Source organism: Polaromonas sp. (assembly GCF_036676035.1).
Classification (GTDB): Bacteria; Pseudomonadota; Gammaproteobacteria; order Burkholderiales; family Burkholderiaceae_C; genus Polaromonas.
In genome coordinates this window covers 1-20,055 of sequence record NZ_JAKFDR010000133.1, presented here as the reverse complement: position 1 = coordinate 20,055, position 20,055 = coordinate 1, and the positions used below count along the sequence as shown (strand labels likewise).

At 63.9% G+C, this 20,055-nt stretch carries 24 protein-coding genes, 1 pseudogene and 1 riboswitch; of the genes and pseudogenes, 13 read left to right on the top strand and 12 right to left on the bottom strand.

What is annotated here, in order from left to right; all coding sequences use genetic code 11:
* Positions 1-119: 119 nt before the first annotated feature.
* Positions 120-353, bottom strand: a pseudogene (locus V6M61_RS20935) (MFS transporter); the annotation flags it as partial.
* Between the two features lie 148 nt (positions 354-501).
* On the opposite strand from V6M61_RS20935, the gene V6M61_RS20930 reads away from it, so the two are divergent.
* From V6M61_RS20930 to V6M61_RS20880, 11 genes are all read left to right on the top strand, one after another.
* Positions 502-1,125 carry a TetR/AcrR family transcriptional regulator gene (locus V6M61_RS20930; RefSeq protein ID WP_332778540.1) on the top strand — a complete coding sequence of 208 codons (624 nt, stop codon included), beginning with the start codon at positions 502-504 and terminating at the stop codon, positions 1,123-1,125.
* Positions 1,122-2,102: an HlyD family secretion protein gene (locus V6M61_RS20925; protein WP_332778539.1), complete on the top strand. Its 981-nt coding sequence runs from the start codon at positions 1,122-1,124 to the stop codon at positions 2,100-2,102. Before V6M61_RS20930 ends, V6M61_RS20925 begins: the two co-directional genes overlap by 4 nt.
* The gene (locus tag V6M61_RS20920; RefSeq protein WP_332778538.1) at positions 2,099-3,067 is read left to right on the top strand and encodes an ABC transporter ATP-binding protein; all 969 of its coding nucleotides are present in this window, start codon (positions 2,099-2,101) and stop codon (positions 3,065-3,067) included. Before V6M61_RS20925 ends, V6M61_RS20920 begins: the two co-directional genes overlap by 4 nt.
* Entirely contained in the window at positions 3,064-4,188 is a 1,125-nt protein-coding gene (locus V6M61_RS20915; protein ID WP_332778537.1) for an ABC transporter permease, read from the top strand. Before V6M61_RS20920 ends, V6M61_RS20915 begins: the two co-directional genes overlap by 4 nt.
* A gap of 96 nt (positions 4,189-4,284) precedes the next feature.
* Entirely contained in the window at positions 4,285-4,854 is a 570-nt protein-coding gene (locus tag V6M61_RS20910) for a winged helix-turn-helix transcriptional regulator (protein WP_332778536.1), read from the top strand.
* Positions 4,851-5,369: a thioesterase family protein gene (locus V6M61_RS20905; protein ID WP_332778535.1), complete on the top strand. Its 519-nt coding sequence runs from the start codon at positions 4,851-4,853 to the stop codon at positions 5,367-5,369. Before V6M61_RS20910 ends, V6M61_RS20905 begins: the two co-directional genes overlap by 4 nt.
* 123 nt (positions 5,370-5,492) lie before the next feature.
* The gene (locus tag V6M61_RS20900) at positions 5,493-6,803 is read left to right on the top strand and encodes an NAD(P)/FAD-dependent oxidoreductase (RefSeq protein WP_332778534.1); all 1,311 of its coding nucleotides are present in this window, start codon (positions 5,493-5,495) and stop codon (positions 6,801-6,803) included.
* 65 nt (positions 6,804-6,868) lie between these two features.
* Positions 6,869-7,012: a hypothetical protein gene (locus V6M61_RS20895; protein WP_332778533.1), complete on the top strand. Its 144-nt coding sequence runs from the start codon at positions 6,869-6,871 to the stop codon at positions 7,010-7,012.
* A gap of 120 nt (positions 7,013-7,132) precedes the next feature.
* Positions 7,133-7,381 (top strand): VF530 family protein, encoded by a 249-nt coding sequence (locus V6M61_RS20890; RefSeq protein WP_332778532.1) that lies wholly within the window; start codon positions 7,133-7,135, stop codon positions 7,379-7,381.
* Entirely contained in the window at positions 7,378-8,028 is a 651-nt protein-coding gene (locus V6M61_RS20885) for an RluA family pseudouridine synthase (RefSeq protein ID WP_332778531.1), read from the top strand. Before V6M61_RS20890 ends, V6M61_RS20885 begins: the two co-directional genes overlap by 4 nt.
* Before the next feature lie 68 nt (positions 8,029-8,096).
* Positions 8,097-8,759 carry a dioxygenase family protein gene (locus V6M61_RS20880; RefSeq protein WP_442957828.1) on the top strand — a complete coding sequence of 221 codons (663 nt, stop codon included), beginning with the start codon at positions 8,097-8,099 and terminating at the stop codon, positions 8,757-8,759.
* A gap of 63 nt (positions 8,760-8,822) precedes the next feature.
* On the opposite strand, the gene V6M61_RS20875 is transcribed toward V6M61_RS20880, so the two are convergent.
* The 5 genes from V6M61_RS20875 to V6M61_RS20855 are packed head-to-tail and all read right to left on the bottom strand — an operon-like array spanning position 8,823 to position 14,132.
* Complete coding sequence (locus V6M61_RS20875) at positions 8,823-9,593, bottom strand: ABC transporter ATP-binding protein (protein WP_332778530.1); 771 nt, start codon at positions 9,591-9,593, stop codon at positions 8,823-8,825.
* Positions 9,590-10,591, bottom strand: a complete 1,002-nt coding sequence (locus V6M61_RS20870; protein WP_332778529.1) for a FecCD family ABC transporter permease — start codon at positions 10,589-10,591, stop codon at positions 9,590-9,592. Before V6M61_RS20870 ends, V6M61_RS20875 begins: the two co-directional genes overlap by 4 nt.
* Positions 10,588-11,469, bottom strand: a complete 882-nt coding sequence (locus tag V6M61_RS20865) for an ABC transporter substrate-binding protein (RefSeq protein ID WP_332778528.1) — start codon at positions 11,467-11,469, stop codon at positions 10,588-10,590. Before V6M61_RS20865 ends, V6M61_RS20870 begins: the two co-directional genes overlap by 4 nt.
* A complete protein-coding gene (locus tag V6M61_RS20860) occupies positions 11,457-12,059 on the bottom strand; it encodes a DUF7676 family protein (protein ID WP_332778527.1) in 603 nt (200 codons plus the stop codon). Before V6M61_RS20860 ends, V6M61_RS20865 begins: the two co-directional genes overlap by 13 nt.
* 12 nt (positions 12,060-12,071) lie before the next feature.
* Complete coding sequence (locus V6M61_RS20855) at positions 12,072-14,132, bottom strand: TonB-dependent receptor (RefSeq protein ID WP_332778526.1); 2,061 nt, start codon at positions 14,130-14,132, stop codon at positions 12,072-12,074.
* Positions 14,133-14,279: 147 nt separating this feature from the next.
* Positions 14,280-14,548: riboswitch (cobalamin riboswitch) on the bottom strand.
* 309 nt (positions 14,549-14,857) lie between these two features.
* Here V6M61_RS20855 and V6M61_RS20850 point away from each other — a divergent pair.
* Positions 14,858-15,628, top strand: a complete 771-nt coding sequence (locus tag V6M61_RS20850; protein WP_332778525.1) for an SDR family NAD(P)-dependent oxidoreductase — start codon at positions 14,858-14,860, stop codon at positions 15,626-15,628.
* 63 nt (positions 15,629-15,691) lie between these two features.
* Here the strand turns inward: V6M61_RS20850 and V6M61_RS20845 are convergent, their stop codons facing one another.
* The 6 genes from V6M61_RS20845 to V6M61_RS20820 form a co-directional block, all read right to left on the bottom strand.
* Positions 15,692-15,931: a YdcH family protein gene (locus V6M61_RS20845; RefSeq protein WP_332778524.1), complete on the bottom strand. Its 240-nt coding sequence runs from the start codon at positions 15,929-15,931 to the stop codon at positions 15,692-15,694.
* A 74-nt stretch (positions 15,932-16,005) separates the two neighbouring features.
* Positions 16,006-16,443 (bottom strand): universal stress protein, encoded by a 438-nt coding sequence (locus V6M61_RS20840; RefSeq protein ID WP_332778523.1) that lies wholly within the window; start codon positions 16,441-16,443, stop codon positions 16,006-16,008.
* A 188-nt stretch (positions 16,444-16,631) separates the two neighbouring features.
* On the bottom strand, positions 16,632-16,913 hold the full coding sequence (locus V6M61_RS20835; RefSeq protein WP_332778522.1) for a DUF427 domain-containing protein: 282 nt from the start codon (positions 16,911-16,913) through the stop codon (positions 16,632-16,634).
* Between the two features lie 153 nt (positions 16,914-17,066).
* Positions 17,067-17,480: a hypothetical protein gene (locus tag V6M61_RS20830; protein ID WP_332778521.1), complete on the bottom strand. Its 414-nt coding sequence runs from the start codon at positions 17,478-17,480 to the stop codon at positions 17,067-17,069.
* A 29-nt stretch (positions 17,481-17,509) separates the two neighbouring features.
* Positions 17,510-18,202 carry a glycine zipper 2TM domain-containing protein gene (locus V6M61_RS20825; protein ID WP_332778520.1) on the bottom strand — a complete coding sequence of 231 codons (693 nt, stop codon included), beginning with the start codon at positions 18,200-18,202 and terminating at the stop codon, positions 17,510-17,512.
* Positions 18,203-18,348: 146 nt separating this feature from the next.
* Positions 18,349-18,849, bottom strand: a complete 501-nt coding sequence (locus tag V6M61_RS20820; protein ID WP_332778519.1) for a cupin domain-containing protein — start codon at positions 18,847-18,849, stop codon at positions 18,349-18,351.
* Positions 18,850-19,037: 188 nt separating this feature from the next.
* Between V6M61_RS20820 and V6M61_RS20815 the strand changes: the two genes are divergently transcribed.
* The gene (locus V6M61_RS20815) at positions 19,038-19,595 is read left to right on the top strand and encodes a YaeQ family protein (protein ID WP_332778518.1); all 558 of its coding nucleotides are present in this window, start codon (positions 19,038-19,040) and stop codon (positions 19,593-19,595) included.
* The last annotated feature ends 460 nt before the right edge of the window (positions 19,596-20,055 follow it).

The following is a 20,055-nucleotide window of genomic DNA, read 5'->3' as shown; positions in this document are numbered from 1 at the left end:
AAAAAGGCCATGCGCGGCGTTGCAAAGCCTTGTCGGGGGCCTACCCCGACGGCGTTTTGCGCCTTGCTCATGGCCTTTTTGACTCGCAACGCATCCTTCAATATTAGTGTGAACAGGCCCTAGCTGGCCATGCGGTCGCGCCGGGCCAGCGAGGGGAACCAGCTCAACCACAACGCAGCCACCAGCAGCGTGCCCACACCACCCGCCACCACCGAGCCCACGGGCCCCAGCAGTGCTGCCGTGGCGCCCGACTTGAACTCACCGAGCTGATTCGACGCGCCAATAAAGACTGAATTGACGACACTGACGCGGCCCCGCATGGCGTTAGGGGTTTCGATCTGCATCAGCGTCTGGCCTCCGGTGGTGCCAAACAGGCGGGCAAACCACATGCGCATGTAGGCACGCTGGCCAAAAAGATCGGAGACGCTGTGTAGGGGCATGAACCAGCCGATTGCCGCCAAATCGCATTGACTCATTACTATACGTTTGTATAATAACTCCATGGCCCGCCCCTCCCAATACATTGACCAGTTGCTGCTGGACGCCGGCCTGGAGCTTCTGCCGGTCACCGGCTGCGCCGGCCTGTCGGTGCGGCGCCTCACCGAACATGCGGGCGTCAATCTCGGCATGTTTCACTACCATTTCAAAACCAAGGACAACTTCATCAAGGCGGTACTCCAGCGTACCTACGACGAAATGTTCTCGGCGCTCACGCTGCGCGTCAACCCGGCCCACCCGCCGGTGCAGAACCTGCGTGATGCGTTGGGCGTGCTTGGCAGCTTCGGCATCAAGAACCGCCGCCTGCTCGTGCGCATCCTGGGTGATGCCATGAGTGGCGATCCGCTGGCCGCCGAGTTCCTCAAGGCGAACCTGCCGCGCCATATCGAGGTGATCGCCTCGCTGGTACAGCAAGCCCAAGGGGAGGGCAACCTGGCCAAGGCGCCCGTGCCGCAGGTGATCGCCTTCATGGCCGGCGCCGTGGCCGCCCCCATCCTGGTCAGCACGGCCTTGCAGCAAAGCCCCACGGCGCAAGCCGCGGCCGCGCTGGTGCTGTCGGAGCAGGCCCTGGCCCAGCGCATCGAGTTCGCCTTGCACGGGCTGACCCCCTCAAAGGACACACCATGAATACACGGCTGCATTGCGCCGGTATCTTGTTCGCCGCCACCCTGCTGGCAGCCTGCGATGGAGGGCAGACCAATACCTTTCCCGGCTACGCCGAGGCCGAATACGTGCGGCTGGCGGCGCCCATCAGTGGCACCTTGGCCAAGCTGCATCTGAACCGCGGCGACAAGGCGCCCGAATCGGCGGCCGCGTTCGTGCTGGAGCAGGAAAGCGAACGGGCCGCGCGCCAGGAAGCGGCTTACCGCGTGGCGCGGGCGAGGGACCAATTGAGCAATCTGCGCCAGGGCAAACGGCCGGACGAGCTGGCGGCCATCCGCGCGCAACTGGCCCAGGCCCAGGCCGCGCTGGGGCTGTCGTCCGCCGAACTGGCACGCAGCGGCAAGCTGGTGGCGCAGCAGTTTCTCTCCCCCGCGAGCCTGGACCAGGCGCGTGCCGCCGTTGCGCGAGACCAGGGCCGTATCAATGAGCTCAATGCGCAACTACGCCAGGCCATGCAGGGCGCGCGCAGCCAGGAAATCAGCGCTGCCGAGCAGGAAGTCAAGGCTGCCCAGGCGCAGCTTGAGCAGGCGGACTGGAGGGTCGACCAGAAAACCCAGCGCACGCCGGTGGCGGGCGACGTGGTCGACGTGCTGTTCAGGGAAGGCGAATGGGTGCCTGCGGGCGCAGCCGTGCTGACGCTGCTGCCACCGGCCAACATCAAGGCGCGCTTTTTCCTGCCGCAAGTGCAATTGGGCGCCATCGCCATCGGCCAGGAAGTGCGCCTGCAGTGCGACGGCTGTGGCGCGCCGATTCCGGCGAAGATCAGCTTCATCGCGCGCGAGGCCGAATACACCTCGCCCATCATCTACAGCAAGGAAAACCGCGCAAGCCTGGTCTTCATGGTCGAGGCGCGCCCCAGCCCGCAGGATGCGCGCCGGCTGCACCCGGGCCAGCCGCTGGAAGTGCGCCTGGCCGCCAAACCCGTCGGGCCGGCATCATGAGTTCTGCAAACGAACCGGCGCTGATCGATGTGCGCGGCCTGACCAAGCGATACGGCGATCGCGTGGTGGTGGACCACTTCGACATGCGCGTGCCCAAGGGCCGCATCTACGGCTTCCTCGGCCCCAACGGCAGCGGCAAGACCACCACCATCCGCATGCTGTGCGGCCTGCTCAGGCCCAATGCGGGCGAAGGCACCTGCATGGGCTACAACATCCGCACCCAGGCCGCGCTGATCAAGCGCGAGGTGGGCTACATGACGCAGCGCTTCGGCCTGTATGAAGACCTGACGATAGCGGAAAACCTCGACTTCATCGCGCGCGTTTACGCCGTGCCGGATCGCCCCCGCAAGGTGCGCGAAACGCTGGAGCGCCTGGGCCTCTCAACACGCCATGACCAGTTGGCCGGCGCGCTGTCGGGCGGCTGGAAGCAGCGGCTGGCGCTGGCTGCCTGCCTGATCCACAGTCCCCGGCTGCTGCTGCTGGACGAGCCGACCGCAGGCGTGGACCCGGCCGGCCGCCGCGACTTCTGGGATCAGATCCACGACCTGGCCGCCGCCGGCCTGACGGTGCTGGTCTCCACCCACTACATGGACGAAGCCGAGCGCTGCCATGAGCTGACCTACATTGCCTACGGCAAGCTGCTCACGCGCGGCACCGTGGCCGAGGTGATCGCCGGCGCCGGGCTCGTCACCTGGGCCATTTCGGGCGCTAACCTGATCGAGGTGGCACACCGCCTGCGCGATGCCAAGGATATTCGCACAGTAGCGCCTTTCGGCTCCACGCTGCATGTCAGCGCCTCCAGCACCCAGGCTATTGAAGATGCGCTGGCCACGCTGCCCTTTGAAGGGCTGGCGGCCGAGGCTATCGAGCCCAGCCTGGAGGACGTATTCATCGCGCTGATGCAGGACGCGCAAGACAACTTTTCCGGCGAAAAAACAGGAGAAAAAACAGGAGAAAAAGCATGAGCTGGTCTCGCTTCCTCGCCATCCTGATCAAGGAATTTCGCCAGGTCCGCCGCGACCGCCTGACCTTCGGCATGATGGTTGGCGTGCCGATCCTCCAGCTGCTGCTGTTCGGCTTCGCCATCAACAGCGACCCCAAGCATTTGCCTGCGGCCATTGTCGCGGCCGACCAGAGCGAGTTTTCACGCAGCTTCGTAGCGGGCCTGGAAAATTCGGAATACTTTCGCATCACCCACCGGCTGCAAAGCGAGGCCGAGGGCGACGCGCTGCTGGCCACCGGCCAGGTGCAGTTCGTGCTGGTGGTGCCGCCCGATTTCTCGCGCAAGCTGATGCGCGGCGAGCACCCGGCCGTGCTGCTGGCCGCCGATGCAAGCGACCCGGCCGCCACCGGCAACGCCATCGCCGCGTTGGGCGGCATTGGCCAGCGCGCCATCGGCCGCGAGCTGTACGGCCCGCTGGCCCCGCTGCGCCAGGCCGACGCGCCTTTCGAGGTGCGCGTGCAGCGCCGCTACAACCCTGAAGGCCTGACCAGCTACAACGTGGTTCCGGGCCTGATAGGCGTGATCCTCACCATGACCATGGTGATGATGACCTCACTCGCCATGACGCGCGAGCGCGAACGCGGCACCATGGAAAACCTGCTGGCCACCCCGGCGCGCCCGCTGGAGGTGATGCTGGGCAAGATTGTCCCCTACATCCTGATCGGCTACGTGCAGGTGATCGTGATCCTGATCGCCGCGCGGCTGCTGTTCAACGTGCCCATGGTCGGCAGCCTGGCGCTGTTGTCGGTGGTGCTGGTGCTGTTCATCGCGGCCAACCTGGCGGTGGGTTTCACCTTCTCCACCATCGCGCGCAACCAGCTGCAGGCCATGCAGCTCACGTTCTTCTTCTTCCTGCCCTCGATGCTGCTGACCGGCTTCATGTTCCCGTTTCGCGGCATGCCGGCCTGGGCGCAGGCCATCGGCGAGCTCTTGCCGCTGACACACTTTCTGCGCATCGTGCGCGGCATCATGCTCAAGGGCAACGGCATCGTGGAAGTGTCCACGCAGCTGTGGCCGATCGCCCTGTTCATGCTGGTCGCTGGCCTGGTGGCCCTCAAACGGTATCGCCAGACGGTGGATTAAGGGCTTGATTAAAGGTTTTATTAAAAAACTCATTTAGTTGCTTTAAAAAACTTTTTAACTTATGATCCGGCCCATTGAAGGACTCGCTGTTACCGCATGCCTCGCCTCAAACCCAACGAATCCCTGTGCTCGGCCGCCCGCGCGCTCGCCTTGCTGGGTGACCGCTGGGCGCTGCTGCTGATCCGTGAAGTGGTGTTTGGCACGCGCCGTTTTGACGACTTTGCCGCCCACCTGGGCATTGCCCGCAACGTGCTGTCGGCCCGGCTGGCCAAGCTGGTGGAGGCCGGTATTCTGGTGCAAGAGCCCCTGCAGGCCAAAGGACGGCGCCAGGGCTACCAGCTCACCGAAATGGGTGAAGACCTGCTGCCGGTGCTGATTTCACTGATGCAGTGGGGCGACCGCTGGCTGCAAACGCCCGACACCATTCCGACCCGCGTGGTGGAGCGCAGCACCGGCCAGGAGCTGCCACCGCTGCGCCCCCGCAATGCCGCCGGCAAGGCACTGGGCCGGCACGAACTGGACTGGGCACCCGGCCCCGGCGCCAGCCACCCCCGCATCGCGCCGCTGTTCGCCGCCTACGAGGCACAGCGCCGCATCACGCCCCGGCCGGTGCCGGCGGCAAGCCCTGCCATCCGTCAAACCAGCAAGAAAGCTACCACCCCATGAATCTTTACTTCCGCCTGATCTGGACCTGGCTGCGCGCCCGCTTCAAACCGCCCATCCAGATGGGCGACACCATAGCGATGCAGTTGCGCGTGCTGCCCACCGACCTCGATGTGAACGGCCACATGAACAATGGCCGCTACATGACGATTGTGGATCTGGCGCTGATCGAGTACTTCACGCGCGCCGGCTTCCTGCCGGTCGCCCTTCAACGCGGCTGGCGACCCATGCTGGGCGGCAGCATGATTGCCTTCAGGCGCGGGCTCAAGCCCTTCACGGTGTACACCCTGCGGTTTTCCATGCAATGCTGGGATGAACGCTGGAACTACATGCGCTTTGAGTTTGAACATGCCGGCCAGAGCATGGCGGTGGGCTACACCAAGGGCGCGGTGGTAGGACCTGAGGGCATTGTCAGCAACAGCGACAGCCGCGCCGCCATGGGGCTGGACCCGACCTCGCCGGCGTTTCCAGCCCCGGTCAGCGCCTGGATCGAGGCAGACCGCCTGATGAGAAGCTGAGTCTGGCGTCGCCGTCAGTTTTTGGGCATGTAGAGCCGACTTAAAGGCGGCCCTGTCGCGGCTTCCCCCACAGCCCGCCGTTACCATTGAGCCCACTTGAGAAAACCATCACCGGGGGAGTTTATGCAGCGGATTGTGATTGTGGGCGGCGGCGCGGGCGGCCTGGCTCTGGCCACCCAGTTGGGCAAACGGCTGGGTAAAAAAGGCCTGGCCGACATCACGCTGGTCGATGCGGCCCGCACCCACGTCTGGAAGCCGCTGCTGCACCAGCTGGCCGCAGGCAGTTTTGACACCCACGCCGAAGAAATTGAATACCTGGCGCAGGCGCGCTGGAACCACTTCAAGTTTCGCCTGGGCAACCTGGTGGGCGTTGACCGCGCCAGCAAGACCGTGCAGCTGGCCGCCAGCTACGACGAAGCCGGCCGCGAGATCACGCCGGCCCAGCAACTAAGCTATGACACCCTGGTGATTGCCGTGGGCAGCCAGACCAATGACTTTGGCACGCTAGGCGCGGCCGAGCACACCATCAAGCTCGACAGCCCGCAGGCCGCCAAGCGCTTCAACGACCGCCTGATCAACGCCTGCATCCGCTCGCAAAGCGTGCCGCGCACGGCCGGCAGCGGCCGCCTGACGGTGGCGATTGTGGGCGGCGGCGCCACCGGCGTGGAGCTGGCCGCCGAGCTGCATGCCGCCGCGCGCGTGCTGGCCAACTATGGCTTTGACCACATCCACCCCGAGAAAGACTTGCAGATCGTGCTGGTGGAGGCCGCGCCCCGCCTGCTGGCCCAATTGCCCGAACGCCTGAGCGAGTCGGCTCTGCGCGAGCTGCGCAAGCTGGCCATTGAGGTGCACACCAACGAGAAGGTGATTGAAGTCACCGCCGACGGCCTGAAGATGGCCAGTGGCAATGTGATTTCCTCGTCCATCACCGTGTGGGCTGCCGGCGTGAAGGCGGCCGACTTCCTCAAGACCCTGGGCGGCGGCGAGCCGCTGGAGACCAGCAAGCTCAACCAGCTGGTCGTCAACGGCAACCTGCAGACCACCCGCGATGCCAGCATTTACGCCTTTGGCGATTGCGCAGCCTGCCAGCAGCCGGACGGCACCTGGGTGCCCCCGCGCGCGCAAGCCGCCTACCAGCAGGCCATGTACCTGGCGCGTGCGCTGCCGCGGCTGCAGGCCGGGCAAACCGTTTCACCCTTTGTGTTCCGGGACCAGGGCTCGCTGGTGTCCCTGTCGGAGTACTCTTCGGTCGGCAGCCTGATGGGCAGCCTGACCAAGGGCAGCTTCTTCATCGAAGGGCAGATGGCCAAGCTGATGTACTGGGCGCTGCACAAGCAGCACCAGTTGGCCTTGGGCGGCTTCAAGAAAACCGCGCTGATCACCCTGTCTGAAATGATTGACCGGGCGCACCGCCCGCGCATCAAGTTGCACTGATCAATAACACTGATAATTCAGGCATGCCCTGCACCAGCGCAAGGCTCAACCCACTGGAGAACGCCATGGCAAAAGGTCAACAACACAGCAACAAGATGGTCAAAAAGCCCAAGAAGGACACTTCGCCGCCCAAGCCGGTGTCGCCCGATGCGGTGCGCCCCAGCATCGTGACCGTGGTGCCCGTGCGCGGCAAGCTGAAAAACAAGTGATCGGCAAGGCGCGAAAATGCTGAGCGCAGGGGTCATGTTTTTCCGCCGGGCCGCCCCAAGGAAAAATGCGCCCCCTCGGGGGGCAGAGAGTGACACGAAGTGCGCGAACGTGGGGGCTCCATGAATCAGCCGGGCAATCCCCTGCACGGCCTCACGCTCGAGGCCATCGTGACCGCCCTGGCCGCCCATTACGGCTGGCAGGAGCTGGGCCGGCGCATCAACATCCGCTGCTTCACCAGCGACCCCAGTGTCGCCTCCAGCCTGAAGTTTCTGCGCAAAACACCGTGGGCACGCGAGAAGGTGGAAAGCCTCTACCTCTTCATGCTGCGCGACATCAAGCGGCAGGCCGGCCGCCAGGATGGCGTTTGAGCGCGCTGGAGTTTGTCCACGTTGACGCCCGGCTGCTGGTCGTCAACAAACCCGCCGGCCTGCTGGCCGTGCCCGGCCGCGGTGAAGACAAACAGGACTGCCTGAGCACACGCGTGCAGCGGCATTACCCCGACGCCCTCGTCGTGCACCGGCTGGACATGGCCACCTCGGGCCTGATGCTGATGGCGCGCAGCCGCGAGGTGCAGCGCCGCCTGAGTGACGCCTTTGCAGCGCGCGGCATCCACAAGCGCTACGTGGCCGTGGTCGATGGCTGCCTGCGGCCTCCGGCCGACGCCATCGACGGCTGGGCGGCGATTGACCTGCCCATCATCGTGGACTGGCCGAACCGGCCGTTGCGCATCATTGACCCGGTGCGTGGCAAGCCCAGCCTGACACGCTGGCAGGTGCTGCCCACAGGCGCCCAGACTGGCGCCACACGCGTGCTGCTGGAACCCGTGACCGGCCGCTCCCACCAGCTGCGCGTGCATTTGCAGGCGCTGGGCCATCCGATCCTGGGGGATGCGCTGTATGCCGATGCCGCGGTGCAGGCCAGAGCAGGCCGGCTGCTGCTGCACGCCTGTGCATTGCGCCTGCCCCACCCGCTCACGGGCGAGACCATGCAGTTTGAAAGCGCGCCGCCTTTTTAGACGAGTGGATGGGCGGGTGGAACTTCAACCTGCGAAGCGCCTCTGAGCTATGTAGCAGGAGAATGAGCATGCCCGTCATCCGGTCACCTTCCACCGCCCTTCCCACCCCCTCACGCCTGTGGCAGCGCCGCAGTGTTGCCGCCGCCCTGGTGGCCATGCCTGCACTGTGGCTGGGTCCACGCGCCCAGCCAGGCCGGCCGCGCCTTGCCACACCATCGCAGACCGAAGGGCCTTTTTACCCGGTGGCTATTCCCGAAGACTCGGATTTCGACCTGCTGCGCAATGGCGCGCTCGATTACGCACGGGGGCAACGCACCTGGCTGGAAGGCACGGTCAGCGATATGGCCGGCAACCCCGTCAGTGGCGCGCAGGTGGAAATATGGCAATGTGACGACGCCGGGCATTACCATCATCCCGGCGATGGCGGTCAGGCCGACAAGGCCTTTCAGGGCTTTGGCCGCGTCGTGGTCAGCCGTGACGGGCGCTACCGCTTTCGCACCATTCGCCCCGTAGCTTATGGCAGCCGCACGCCGCACATTCATGTGAAAGTCAAACTCGGAGGCCGTGAATTGCTGACCACGCAGCTGTACGTGGCAGGTGACCCGCACAACGAGCGCGATTTTTTATGGCGCAACCTGCGTGATGAGGCGGCACGCGCGGCCTTGACGGTTTCCTTTACCGCCGGCTCCGACGGGCTGCAGGCCAATTTTCCGATTGTGCTCAGGGTCTGAATGCCCCTGGGCAGCCCATGGAGTGCGGGCATCAGGGGCAAGCTCAAGGTTCCTGGCATCGTGTCATCCATCAGCCAGCTCCCAAGGGATGGTGCATGCCACGCCAGCGTGTTCCAGGCGTACGCCCCGCACGCCAAAGGCTTGGGCCAGGATGTGGTCGGTCAGAACCGATGCGGGAGGTCCTTCAGCCAGCAATTGCCCCTGGTGCAACACGGCGACACGGGTGCAAAAACGGGCGGCCAGCGCCAGGTCGTGCAGCACCATGCCAATGGCGCGTCCCTGGCTGGCCTGGCGTTGCAGCAGCGCCATCATCCGCAGCTGATGCGCGGGGTCAAGGGCGGCCAAGGGTTCATCGGCCAGCAAGGCGGCCGGATTGCCCGCCAGTACCCGGGCGAGCATGACGCGTGCGCGTTCCCCGCCCGACAGGGTTTGCACCGTGGTGGCGGCAAATGCCGTGGTGTCGGTGATGTCCATGGCCTGCTCGATGGCGAGCCTGCCGCTGCTGGTTTGCGCGTCCCCATGGGGCAGGCGCCCCAATGCCACCACATCGCGTCCAGGCAGCGGCCAATGCACGCTGTGGCCTTGTGGCAAATAGCCCAGCAGCTTGGCTCGCGCACGAGCGGGCCAGGCCGCCAGCGCCTTCTCCGCGAGCTCGACGCGACCTTGCGTGGCTGGCAACAGCCCCACCAAGGCGCGCAGCAGGGTGGTTTTACCCGCGCCATTGGTGCCCACAATGCCCAGTAAATCGCCCGCTCGCAACTTCAGACTCAGGTTGCGCACCAGCGTGCGATGGCCCACTTGGACGGTCAGGTTTTCGCAAGCCAGCATGGTCATGTTGGACTCCTTCGGTTGTGCAGAATCAATGCCAAAAAGAACGGGGCTCCGATCAATGCGGTCAGCACGCCCAGCTTGAGTTCCGGCCCTGTGCCTTGCAGCCAGCGCACGCACAAATCGGCCACGGTCAGCAACACCGCGCCTGCCAACGCCGACAAAGGCAGCAAGCGTGCGGGACTGCCTTGCACCCAGGGCCGCATCAGGTGGGGGGCAACCAGGCCGATGAAGCCGATGCTGCCACTGACCGAGACCGAGGCGCCCACGCACAAGGCGCAACCCACGAGTACGCGGCTGCGTAGCCCGGACAGGTTCACGCCGAGCGTGTGGGCGGCTTCCTCGCCCAAAGACAGCGCTGCCAGGCCGTGCCGGGCGCCCAGCAGCACCCCTGCGCCCAGCGCAATGAATGGCACGGCCAAAGCCATGTCGCGGGTGCTGCGGTCGGCCAGCGATCCCATCATCCAAAACACAATCTCGCTCACTGCCTGGGGGCTGGCCGACCAGTTCAGCACCAGCGAAATCAATGCCCCGCACAGCGAGGAAACCGCCACACCCGCCAAAATCAGCGTGGTGGTGGGGGTCTGCCGCCCAGCCAAAAAAAAGACAAAACCCACGGCCAGGGCTGTGCCCACAAACCCGGCCAGGGGCAAGGCCAGTATGAAGGTGTCGGCAAAACCCGTGTACAGGGCCAGTACCGCGCCCAAAGCCGCGCCACTGGAGACTCCCAGCAGGCCAGGCTCTGCCAGGGGGTTGCGCAGCAGGCCCTGCATGGCCGCCCCGGACAGTCCCAGTGCCGCTCCGACGGCCATGCACAAAACGGTGCGTGGCACCCGCAGGTCAAGCAAAATGCGGGACGGAATCATCTCGCCTGCCCATGCCCCGGCGAGCAGCCGTGGCGCTGCAATATCGACGGGGCCGGTCAACAGGGACAGCACCGCCAGACCCAGCAGAAGCGCCAGCAGCCCTGCCGCCATGGCACGGCTTGACATTTTGTTTTTCATGGCTGGCTTCCTTCCCGGGCCAGCAATGCGGCGGCATCGATATTCCAGGGGCCGCCACAAACGGTGATGCGACTGGGCAGGCGCACTTCCTGCGCGCCAGTGCCCAGCAATGCAGGGTGTTTGAGCAAGCGGTTGCCCAAGGTGGGCGCCCCGCGCTTGTAATCGTTGGTCACGATCACGTTGGGGCTGCTCGCGACCAAACGCTCAAGTGGCAGTGCGGCATAGCCTTTCATGCCCGCTTGCGTGGCACCGTTGGCATAGCCTGCGGTGGTGAGAATGTCTTCGTAGAGTGTGTCCCGGCCCGCGCTGCGCCCACCGGCCCAGTAGGCAATGGCGACGGGCCGTGTGCCTTGCCGTGCGGTGTTTGCGGGAGCGTTGTGAGCCGTTGCGATGGCACGCGCCTGCGCCTCCATCACCGCGACCACGGCTTCCCCGCGAGCCGCTTCACCCACGGCTGCGGCCACCGTGCGTATTTGCGCCTTGACTTGAGCAAAGCTGTCGGCCCCTGGCAGTGCCAGGGTGCGCACCCCAAACGACTGCAGCAGGCGCGTGGTGTGACGTGTGGTGGCGGTGCCCACCAGCACCAGATCGGGCTGCAGGGCCAGCACCTCTTCGGCCGAGCCGCGCACGGTGCGCAGACCCTGTGCCTGCTGATGCAGGGCTGCGCTTTCGGGTTTCTGGCTCAGCCAGCTCAAGGCGGCAATGCGCTCGCGTGGAACGAGTTGCAGCACGATCTGGTCGGTGCACAGGTTCAGCGACACAATGCGCTGCGGCTGCGCGGCGAGGCGCGCCGTGCCTGCCGCACCGGCTGTTGCGAGCATGGACAAGCACAGCGCCGCGCAGGCTGCGCACAGGGCCTTCAGGCTCAACCGCCGCATGCAAAACCCTTGCCGCTGCGGTCCACGGGGTCGGGGGCCAACCCGAGATAGTCGCGCCGCAAGCTGTCCCACAGGGCCAGCTTGCTCCAGTCGGGCTGGTCGGCGCGCTTGTCGGTGTCGGTCAGGAACGGGTTGGGGAAAAACACCGTGAGCTGCTGGTCGCCAGCCCCTGTGTACAGACGCAGTCCCCACGATTTGGGTGCATCCTGTGCGTTCAGCAGCCGGTACAACTCTGCCCGCGCCGTGCGCCGTTGTGCTGCAAGTTCAGCGCTCACGCCGCTGAAAGTGCCAATGCACACATGGAAATGCCAAGCGCCAAAGTCCACGGTGAGGTAGCCGTCGAGCAAATCGATGCGAATGGGCGCATTGGGCGCCTTGATTTCCCACACCGCGCCCGGCACCATGGTGCCAAAGCGGATGTGTTGCCAGTGGCCTTGGAAAATATCCTGCAAAAGCATCCACAAGGTGTTCTCGTCGGCGGTAACGGGCCAGACCTCCAGCCGGCCACGGCCTGGCTCATCCATGATGACGCGGGTTTGGGTTTCAGGGGTTTCAGGGGCGTCAGGCGTATTGAGGGTCGCGTGTTGCATGCGGGTGTCTCCTTAAAAGTCGTGGTGGTAGGTGGCCTTGATGCTTAGTCCGGGTTGGGGAAAGCCGAATTTCTCGGCGTAGAAACGGTCGAACAGGTTGTCCACTGCCAGCGCAACCGTCTGCTTCTGGCCGATGCGGTAGCGGGCCGACAGGTCCCACACGGCGTAGCCGGCGTACTGCACTTGCTTGCCGCTTCCGCTCACCCAGTCCTGGTCATGGGTGCGGCCCACATAACGTGCGCCCAGGCGCGCACTCCAGGGACCTTGCTGCGCATCCACGGCCAGCCGCACCGTGCGCTTGGCCACGTTGTTCACAGCCTCCCAGCCGCTGCTGGTTTGCTGTCGCGCATGAAAAAACTGCGTGCCCGCCACGGACAAACGCCATGTGGGATTGATTTGCCAGCGGCCCTCCAATTCAAGACCTTGCATGTGTGCGGAGTCCGCATTGCGGTAGCTGAACACGCGGGTCGTGGGATTGATGAGGACGCCCGCATCGCGTGTGATGCGGTCGCGCACCTTGGTGCTGAACACCGTCGCATCGACAAAAAATGGGCCTGAAGACCATTCGGCACCCAGGTCCCAGGTCAGGCTGGATTCTGGTTTCAGGTTGGGATTGCCACGGGTGATTTCGGTTTTTCCAGCCACCAGCGTGGTGGCTTCACCCGTGAGCTCGCTGGCACTGGGGACGACAAAACCCTTGCCCACGGTGCCGTGCAGCCGCACGCCAGCACCCACCAAATGCTTGAAGCCCGCACTGGGGTTGGTGCTGCTGAAGCGGGCGGCGGTGGGGGTGAAGCCTGTTTTGAAGGGCGTGGCCAGTGTTTCCACGCGAATGCGGTCGTTGCGCAGCCCCACATGCAGCGTGGTGGCGTCGTCATTCAGTTGCCAGGTGTTTTCGGCGTAAACGCCCATGGTCTGGCGGGTGTTGTCGGCAGAAAATGGCCCCTTGCGCGTGCCGTTGGCGTTGTAGCTGCGGGTGACGGAACTGGCTTTCTCGCTGTCCACGCCCCACACCAGGCTGGCGTTGGGCGACCAGTCCCACACGTCTTGTGCCTGCAGGCCGCGCCAGTACAGGTCTCCTTCAAAGCTCTGGTAGGGCAAAAACTTTTGCTCCGCGGCGATGCGCGAAGTCTTGCGCGTCAGCTTGTACCACTGCGAGCCTGTAAAAGCGGTGAAGCTCAGCCTGTGTTCCCGCCATTTGCCCGTGAGCCGCATGTCGTAGCCCGTGCGGTTCATGTCCTTGTTGCTTTGGTCCTGAAGGCCGTAGGCGTAATCGCCCGGGGTGGCGATGTCACGTCCTTGATACGTGTCGACCTTGGCGTTCAAGCGCCAGTCGGTGTTGAGGTTGACGCCCAGACGCAGGGCGTGGTTTTGCTGTTGGTAGGCGGTGTTGGGGCGCAGCTCTCCATTGCCCATGGTGAAGTCACCCTGGTCAATCCACGAGCCTGAGTAGTCAAAGTCGAACGTGTCGTTCAGGCCGCCGCCCAGACGGGCTTTGACTTCCTTGCCATCAAACGATCCCAGCGAGAGGTCGGCGCTGCCCTGCAGGGGACCACGGCTTTCGCGGGTGATCAGATTGACCACGCCGCCCATGGCCTGCGAGCCGTACAAGGCCGAGGCTGGCCCCTTGAGGACTTCGACACGGGTGAGTTGATCCATGTTGAGCAGGCTCAGATTGGTGGACATGGCGGGCCGCCCGTCCACCAGCAACAGTGTGCGCTGGTTGATGCCGGAAAACTCGGGACGAAAGCCGCGAATGCCAATGCCCGACAGATTGCCGGGGTACTGAATCACGTCCACGCTGCTGTTTTTCTTGAGCAGGTCGGTCAGTTCGCGTGCCGGGGTGTGCGCGATGTCCCGGCTGTCAATCACTTCGATGCGTTGTGGCGTGTCCTCCAGACGCGACATGGTGCGACGCCCGGTGACCACGACAGGCGCCAGGCTGTTTGGGCCTGGTTCCGCAGCGGAGTTGGTTTGGGCTTGTGCACGGGCTGGCGCAGGGGCCAGCAGGCATGCGGCGGCGATAACAGACAAGGCGGGCGCAAAACGCGTGCGCCAGATAGCTCTTTTCATGGTGGGTCGGCTCCGGATCAAACGGCCAACCGCACAAGATGAAGCGACGCCCACACCCGCCCAACGTTCATGGTGGCTGTAGCTGCCGCCATCTGCACCCCGCAGTTGGTCGTGTTTGCAAATACCGCCACGGTGCAAAAACACCATGGCGGCGCTCGTCCTCAGGCCGGTATCCGGACTCGCAAGTCTTGGTGTGCCGCCTTCCCAAATGGACCGCGCACGCTGTCATTGCAACAGCGCCACGTCGCCATTCAGTGGCTGGTGGTTGAAGGGCAGTTCAACCACCGTGGCACACCCGCACTCGCTTACCGTTGCGGGGGCAGTTGGGGCTTTGCACCTGTGTGGGGGTGCGCACCCCATTCCCGTTTAACCCGCAGCCATGTCTGGCTGCAGGCACCTGTGGAATTGGTGGTGGTGGCCCTAAACGGTGTTGCCGCGGGCCACCCAAAATTAAGTCGGGTGGTGGTCTTTCTTGTGTGTGGAAATGGATGTGCAGAATCACGGGCCATGCCCAGTGCGCGAACACATGGCAGAGCTGTACAGCTCACAGTGGGTACAGTGACGTCCTGTAATTAAATATTATCACACCGGTAAAGGGTGCCAGGTCGCCCTCATGATCGGCGGACTCCAATCCGAAGTGCGGCTGATTGCTATCAAATTTGTAGCACAAAATGCCTGCACATCATTGGGCTTGACGGGGGGCTTGCTGCGTTACCATTCCCAGCATGACCCAAGCACCCTTCCCCCCGCAACTCACAGTTCTCACCGGCGCCTCGCGCGGCATGGGGCTTGCCATGGCCGGGCAATTGCTTCAGCCCGGGCATACGCTGCTGTGCATCTCGCGCCAGACCAGCGACACCCTGGCGTTGCAGGCGCAAAGCACCGGTGCCACGCTGGTGCAGTGGTCCCAGGACCTCACGCAGGGCGAAGCGGCCAGTGCGCGGCTGGCGCAGTGGCTGGCCGGGCAGGCCGCACAACACTTCACCAGCGCCACTCTGATCAACAACGCCGGCATGATCCCGCGCATCGGCCCGCTGCGTGAAGCCGACGCGCCTGATCTGGCCCAGGCGCTGCGCGTGGGGCTGGAGGCGCCCATGCTGCTGACTGCAGCTTTCCTGCGTGCCACGCAGGGCTGGTCCGCCACGCGCAAGGTGCTCAACATCTCATCCGGCCTGGGCCGTCGGGCCATGGCCTCGCAGGCCGGCTATTGTGCGGCCAAGGCCGGCCTGGACCATTTCACGCGCTGCCTGGCGCTTGAAGAAGCCCAAAAACCCGGCGGTGCCAGGGTCTGCGCCCTCGCGCCAGGCGTGATTGATACCGACATGCAGGTTCAGCTGCGCGGCGCCGATGCCACCGCCTTTCCCGACCAGGCGCGTTTCGCCGCCCTGCAAAGCGGTGGCCTGCTCAGTTCACCGGCCGAGGCGGCGACGCAGGTGCTGGCGTTTCTGGCGCGCGCCGACTTTGGCAGCCAGCCGGTGGCCGATGTACGCGATTAAGCCTGATTGACGAGGGACAGCGCCTGTTTTGCTTGAGAAACCGGCTGTAGCGCCCCGGCAGGTTCACGATGCCTTGAGTATTTCGTAAATCTCGTCTTTGAGCTTGAGCCGCCTTTTTTTGAGCACTTCAAGGGCCTCCTCACTGATGGTGGCAGTGCCTTGCTCGACTTTGGTGATGGCGTGGTTGTCCTGGTCGTAGTCGGCAAACAGGCGGGCAAAGCGCGGATCCGAGGCTTTGAGTTGCTGCATTTTCTCCAGGTGTTCCGGAAATTCGTGAGCGATGTCGTGATTGAGCAATATCATGCAGGCTCCTTGTCGAAAAAACAGGGGGCTGGCCGCACGCCGGCAGCCAGTGCAAAAACAGCCTGGCGCTGTCTTTAGTCGCGCACAACCAGGACCGGCAGGTGCGCATGCGACAACACCTGCGCAGCCACACTGCCCAGCACCAGCTTCTCCAGCCCGCGCCGCCCGTGTGAGCCCATCACGATCAGGTCTGCCGGAATGGATTGGGCGGTTTCCAGGATGCCCCGGTAAATGGCATGCCCCTCTACCACCGTGGCCGTGACGGCGATGCCCTGCGCCTCGAAAGACTCTTTCGCGGTTTTGATGGCCTGGTTGGCCTCGGAGGTGGCGGCGCTGAGGTACTCGGCCTGTCCATAGGAGAAATCAGTTCCGACACCGGTGAACGCGTAAGGGTCAATCACGTAGATGACGGACACAGCACTTTTGAAAGCCTGCGCGATGGCGATGGCTGTCTCGATGGCTTTGTACGCGGTGGACGAGCCATCAACAGGAACCAGAATGTGCTTGAACATGATGAATCTCCTTGAAAATCATGGATAGATTCCCAGGTTTCCCCACTTGTGGTCAAACCTGACCCTGGCCGCCTAGCTAAAACCCTCCCGCTGACCAGCCATGCCTCACTTATAAGTCATCCGGCCAAAAACCGCCAGCCCACCTGCAAGCCTGTCGGGCTCCTGGCGGCAGGCAGGCCAACCCGGTGTCAGGCCTCGATTTTTACGCCTTTCCAGAAGGCGACATGGCCCTTGATGTGCTCGGCCTCGGATTTGGGGTCGGGGTAGTACCAGGCGGCGTCGGTGTTCATTTCACCATTGACCAGCAGCGAGTAGTAGCTGGCCTGCCCCTTCCAGGAGCACATGGTGTGGTGGTTGCTGAAGGTGACGTAATCGCGGTTGAGCGAGCTTTCCGGGAAATAATGGTTGCCCTCCACCACCACGGTGGTGTCGCTTTGCGCAATCACTGCGCCGTTCCAGATTGCTTTCATGGGATTCTTTCGTGAAATACCGGCGCTGCCTGCGCCCGGTTTGCAGGGAATGATCTTCGCACATGTGCCATCTGGCCGCCAGAACGCAGAAACATTTTGAGGCGCCGGCCGGCCACGGGCCAAAGGGCGCCGTGACAAGCCCCATGGGCAGGATCAGTCGTCGTCCCGATCGTGCCGGCCGTGCCGTTCATCCCTGTCGTCGTGTTTCTGCTTCTTCTTGTGATGCTTGCGATTGTCGTCAACCTTCACAAAGTAAACCGGCTGGCCGCAGGCGTTGTACTTGGCGCAATGCTTGGACCATTTTTTGGCGTGCCCCGGAGGTACATAGAGGTACACCGGCGCCTGCTGCACCACGGCCGGGACGGGAGTGACGATCACCGGCTGCGTGTAAATCACCGGCGGCGGAGGCGCCGTGCCGATGTCAATGCGCCCATACACCCCCGGCGCGAGCACACCACCCACCGTGGCATTGACGTAAGGTTCAGCGGCCTGTGCCAAAGCTGCAGCCAGGCTCAGGCTGGCCAGCAGCCCTGCGGAGATGAAAGACTTGAAAATGGATTGATGCATGTTTTATGGACGCTGGTGATGATGCGAACTCAGGCCAGGCGTGCGCTGTAAGACGGCCTGACGGCTGCGGCAGACGTGGTAGCCAGCCGCAAGGAGTTGCCTTGCACCACCACGCGCGAGCCCGCCGCCACGGCACTGCTTTGCTCGATCGTGCGCACCGAGCCGCCGTTCATGCGAACGCGCATCTGGTAGGTGGTTGTCTTGTTCATGTTTTTTTCAATTGCATTGCCGGCAAAACCGCCGCCCACGGCGCCCAGCACCGTCATCGCGGTCTTGCCATTGCCACCGCCCATCTGGTTGCCCAACAAACCGCCGACCACTCCACCGGCCACCGCGCCCACGCCGCTGGCCGGTGCTGCTCGCGTCACGGGAGTCACTGATTCAACGGTGCCGCACTCCGGGCACGCGACAGATTTGGGCGCCTGGGCGACCAGCGCAGGCCGCTTGGCGCTGTTTGTGGCGTTGCCCGTATTGGCTGCCGGTTTTGCAGGTGGTTGTGCGCTCTGGTGCGCACCCTGCGCGGCCGTGGCCGACAGTGCTGCAGCGCCGCCCGGCTGTGCTTCCGAGCGGCCCACCACCAGAGCAGCAGCCAGCGCCATGACCGTCACGCCCATCACCGCCATGGTGGGGATCAGCGCCTTGCTGTGGCGCAGGCGTTCGCCGAGGTCAGACTGACCGCCTGAATGATTCTGTACTTGATTGATTTGATTGTTGGTATCCATGTAGGTACTCCTTTTTTCGTGAGCCCCATTTGTATCAAGCGTGCCGGATACACCTTGTAGGACAAAGTGACATTCGTAAGCAGGAATTGCAAAATGCAGCAGGAAATGTGCAGTTTTCCGCAGTCCTACGGCACTTCACACGGCGTTTACACGCCGCCGTGAGGGTGGGTCGGGTCCACCCACAGCACGGTGTCGGGCTTCTCGACCGGCTCAATATCCAGATTCACCGCCACGGCCTCGCCATCGCTGCGGCACACCACGCACTCCAGCACCTCGGTGGCGCTGGCGTTGATTTCCTGGTGCGGCACATAGGGCGGCACGTAAATAAAGTCGCCCGGCCCGGCTTCCGCCATGAACTCCAGGTGCTCGCCCCAGCGCATGCGGGCGCGGCCCTTGATGACGTAGATCACGCTTTCAAGATGGCCGTGGTGGTGGGCGCCGGTTTTGGCATCGGGGTGAATCGTGACGGTGCCGGCCCAGAGTTTTTGCGCGCCAACACGCGCAAAGTTGATGGCGGCGCGGCGGTCCATGCCCGGGGTTTGCGCCGTGCTGCCATCGAGCTGATTGCCGGGAATCACACGCACGCCATCGTGCTTCCAGGCGGCCTCGTGCGGGTGATCGTGCCCTGGTGTGTGAGAGGTGCTCATGACAGATGGCCGGTGATGCAAGATGTACCAGCGTACACCGTACCAGCCTCTGGCGCCACCCCCAGCCTGTGCTGCGCAGCGCGGCGCGGACCGCCTGAGTGCCTGGCGGCAAAAGGGCTTGCAAAAAGGTATGGCAAAAGGCTGTTCCAATAGCGGGTTCACCGATTTCCTACAAAAGCACCACCACCATGGCACTCAAAGCCACCATTTACAAAGCCCAGCTGCAAATTGCCGACATGGACCGCGGCGTTTACGCCGACCACAACGTCACGATGGCGCGGCACCCATCCGAGGCCGACGAACGCATGATGATCCGGCTGCTGGCCTTTGCGCTGAATGTGCCGGCCGACGAGCAGCGCGGCAAGCTGGAGTTTGCCAAAGACCTGTGGGACGTTGATGAGGCGGCGCTCTGGCACAAGGACTACACCGACGCGGTGCTGCACTGGATTGATGTCGGCCAGCCCGACGACAAACGCCTGATGCGCGCCGCCGGCCGCGCCGAACGCGTCAGCGTCTACAGCTTTGCCAGCAGCACGCCGGTGTGGTGGAAAACCATGGAAACCAAGCTGACGCGCGCCGCCAACCTGGTGGTCTGGCAGATTGAGGCGGCGCAAAGCCAGGCGCTGGCGCAACTGGCCGAACGCAGCATGCAACTGCAGGTGACGGTTCAGGACGGAACGGTCTGGATGAGCACCGGCGCCGGCTCGGTGGAGATCACGCCGCGCAGGCTGACCGCTTCAAGCTAGTGTGGTGTTGCATGCTTGACGGTACAAATAAAACCGATGGATTTTTGTTCAGGGCAAGGCGCAAACCACAGCCATAGTTCCACTATGGCGAGGATTTGCAACGCCGCCATGGACGAAAAGACGCGGTTTTATGTACCGGATAGCGTGCAACACCACACTAGGGCCTGCTCAAACAGACGGCCGGCGCGGGTGTCGGCCTCAAAAAATAATGATGTACCAGCACAGCCGCCAGCCATCGAGTGGCTTGTCGGCAGATGCCAGGCTTTAGGGCCTGTTCACACTAATATTGAAGGATGCGTTGCAAGCCAAAAAGGCCATGAGCAAGGCGCAAAACGCTGTCGGGGTAGGCCCCCGACAAGGCTTTGCAACGCCGCGCATGGCCTTTTTGGTCGCAACCCGAAGGGAAGGGGTCCCATCGGGCGCAACTCGGCGTTGCCTACCTTGCCCGCACATCAGTGCG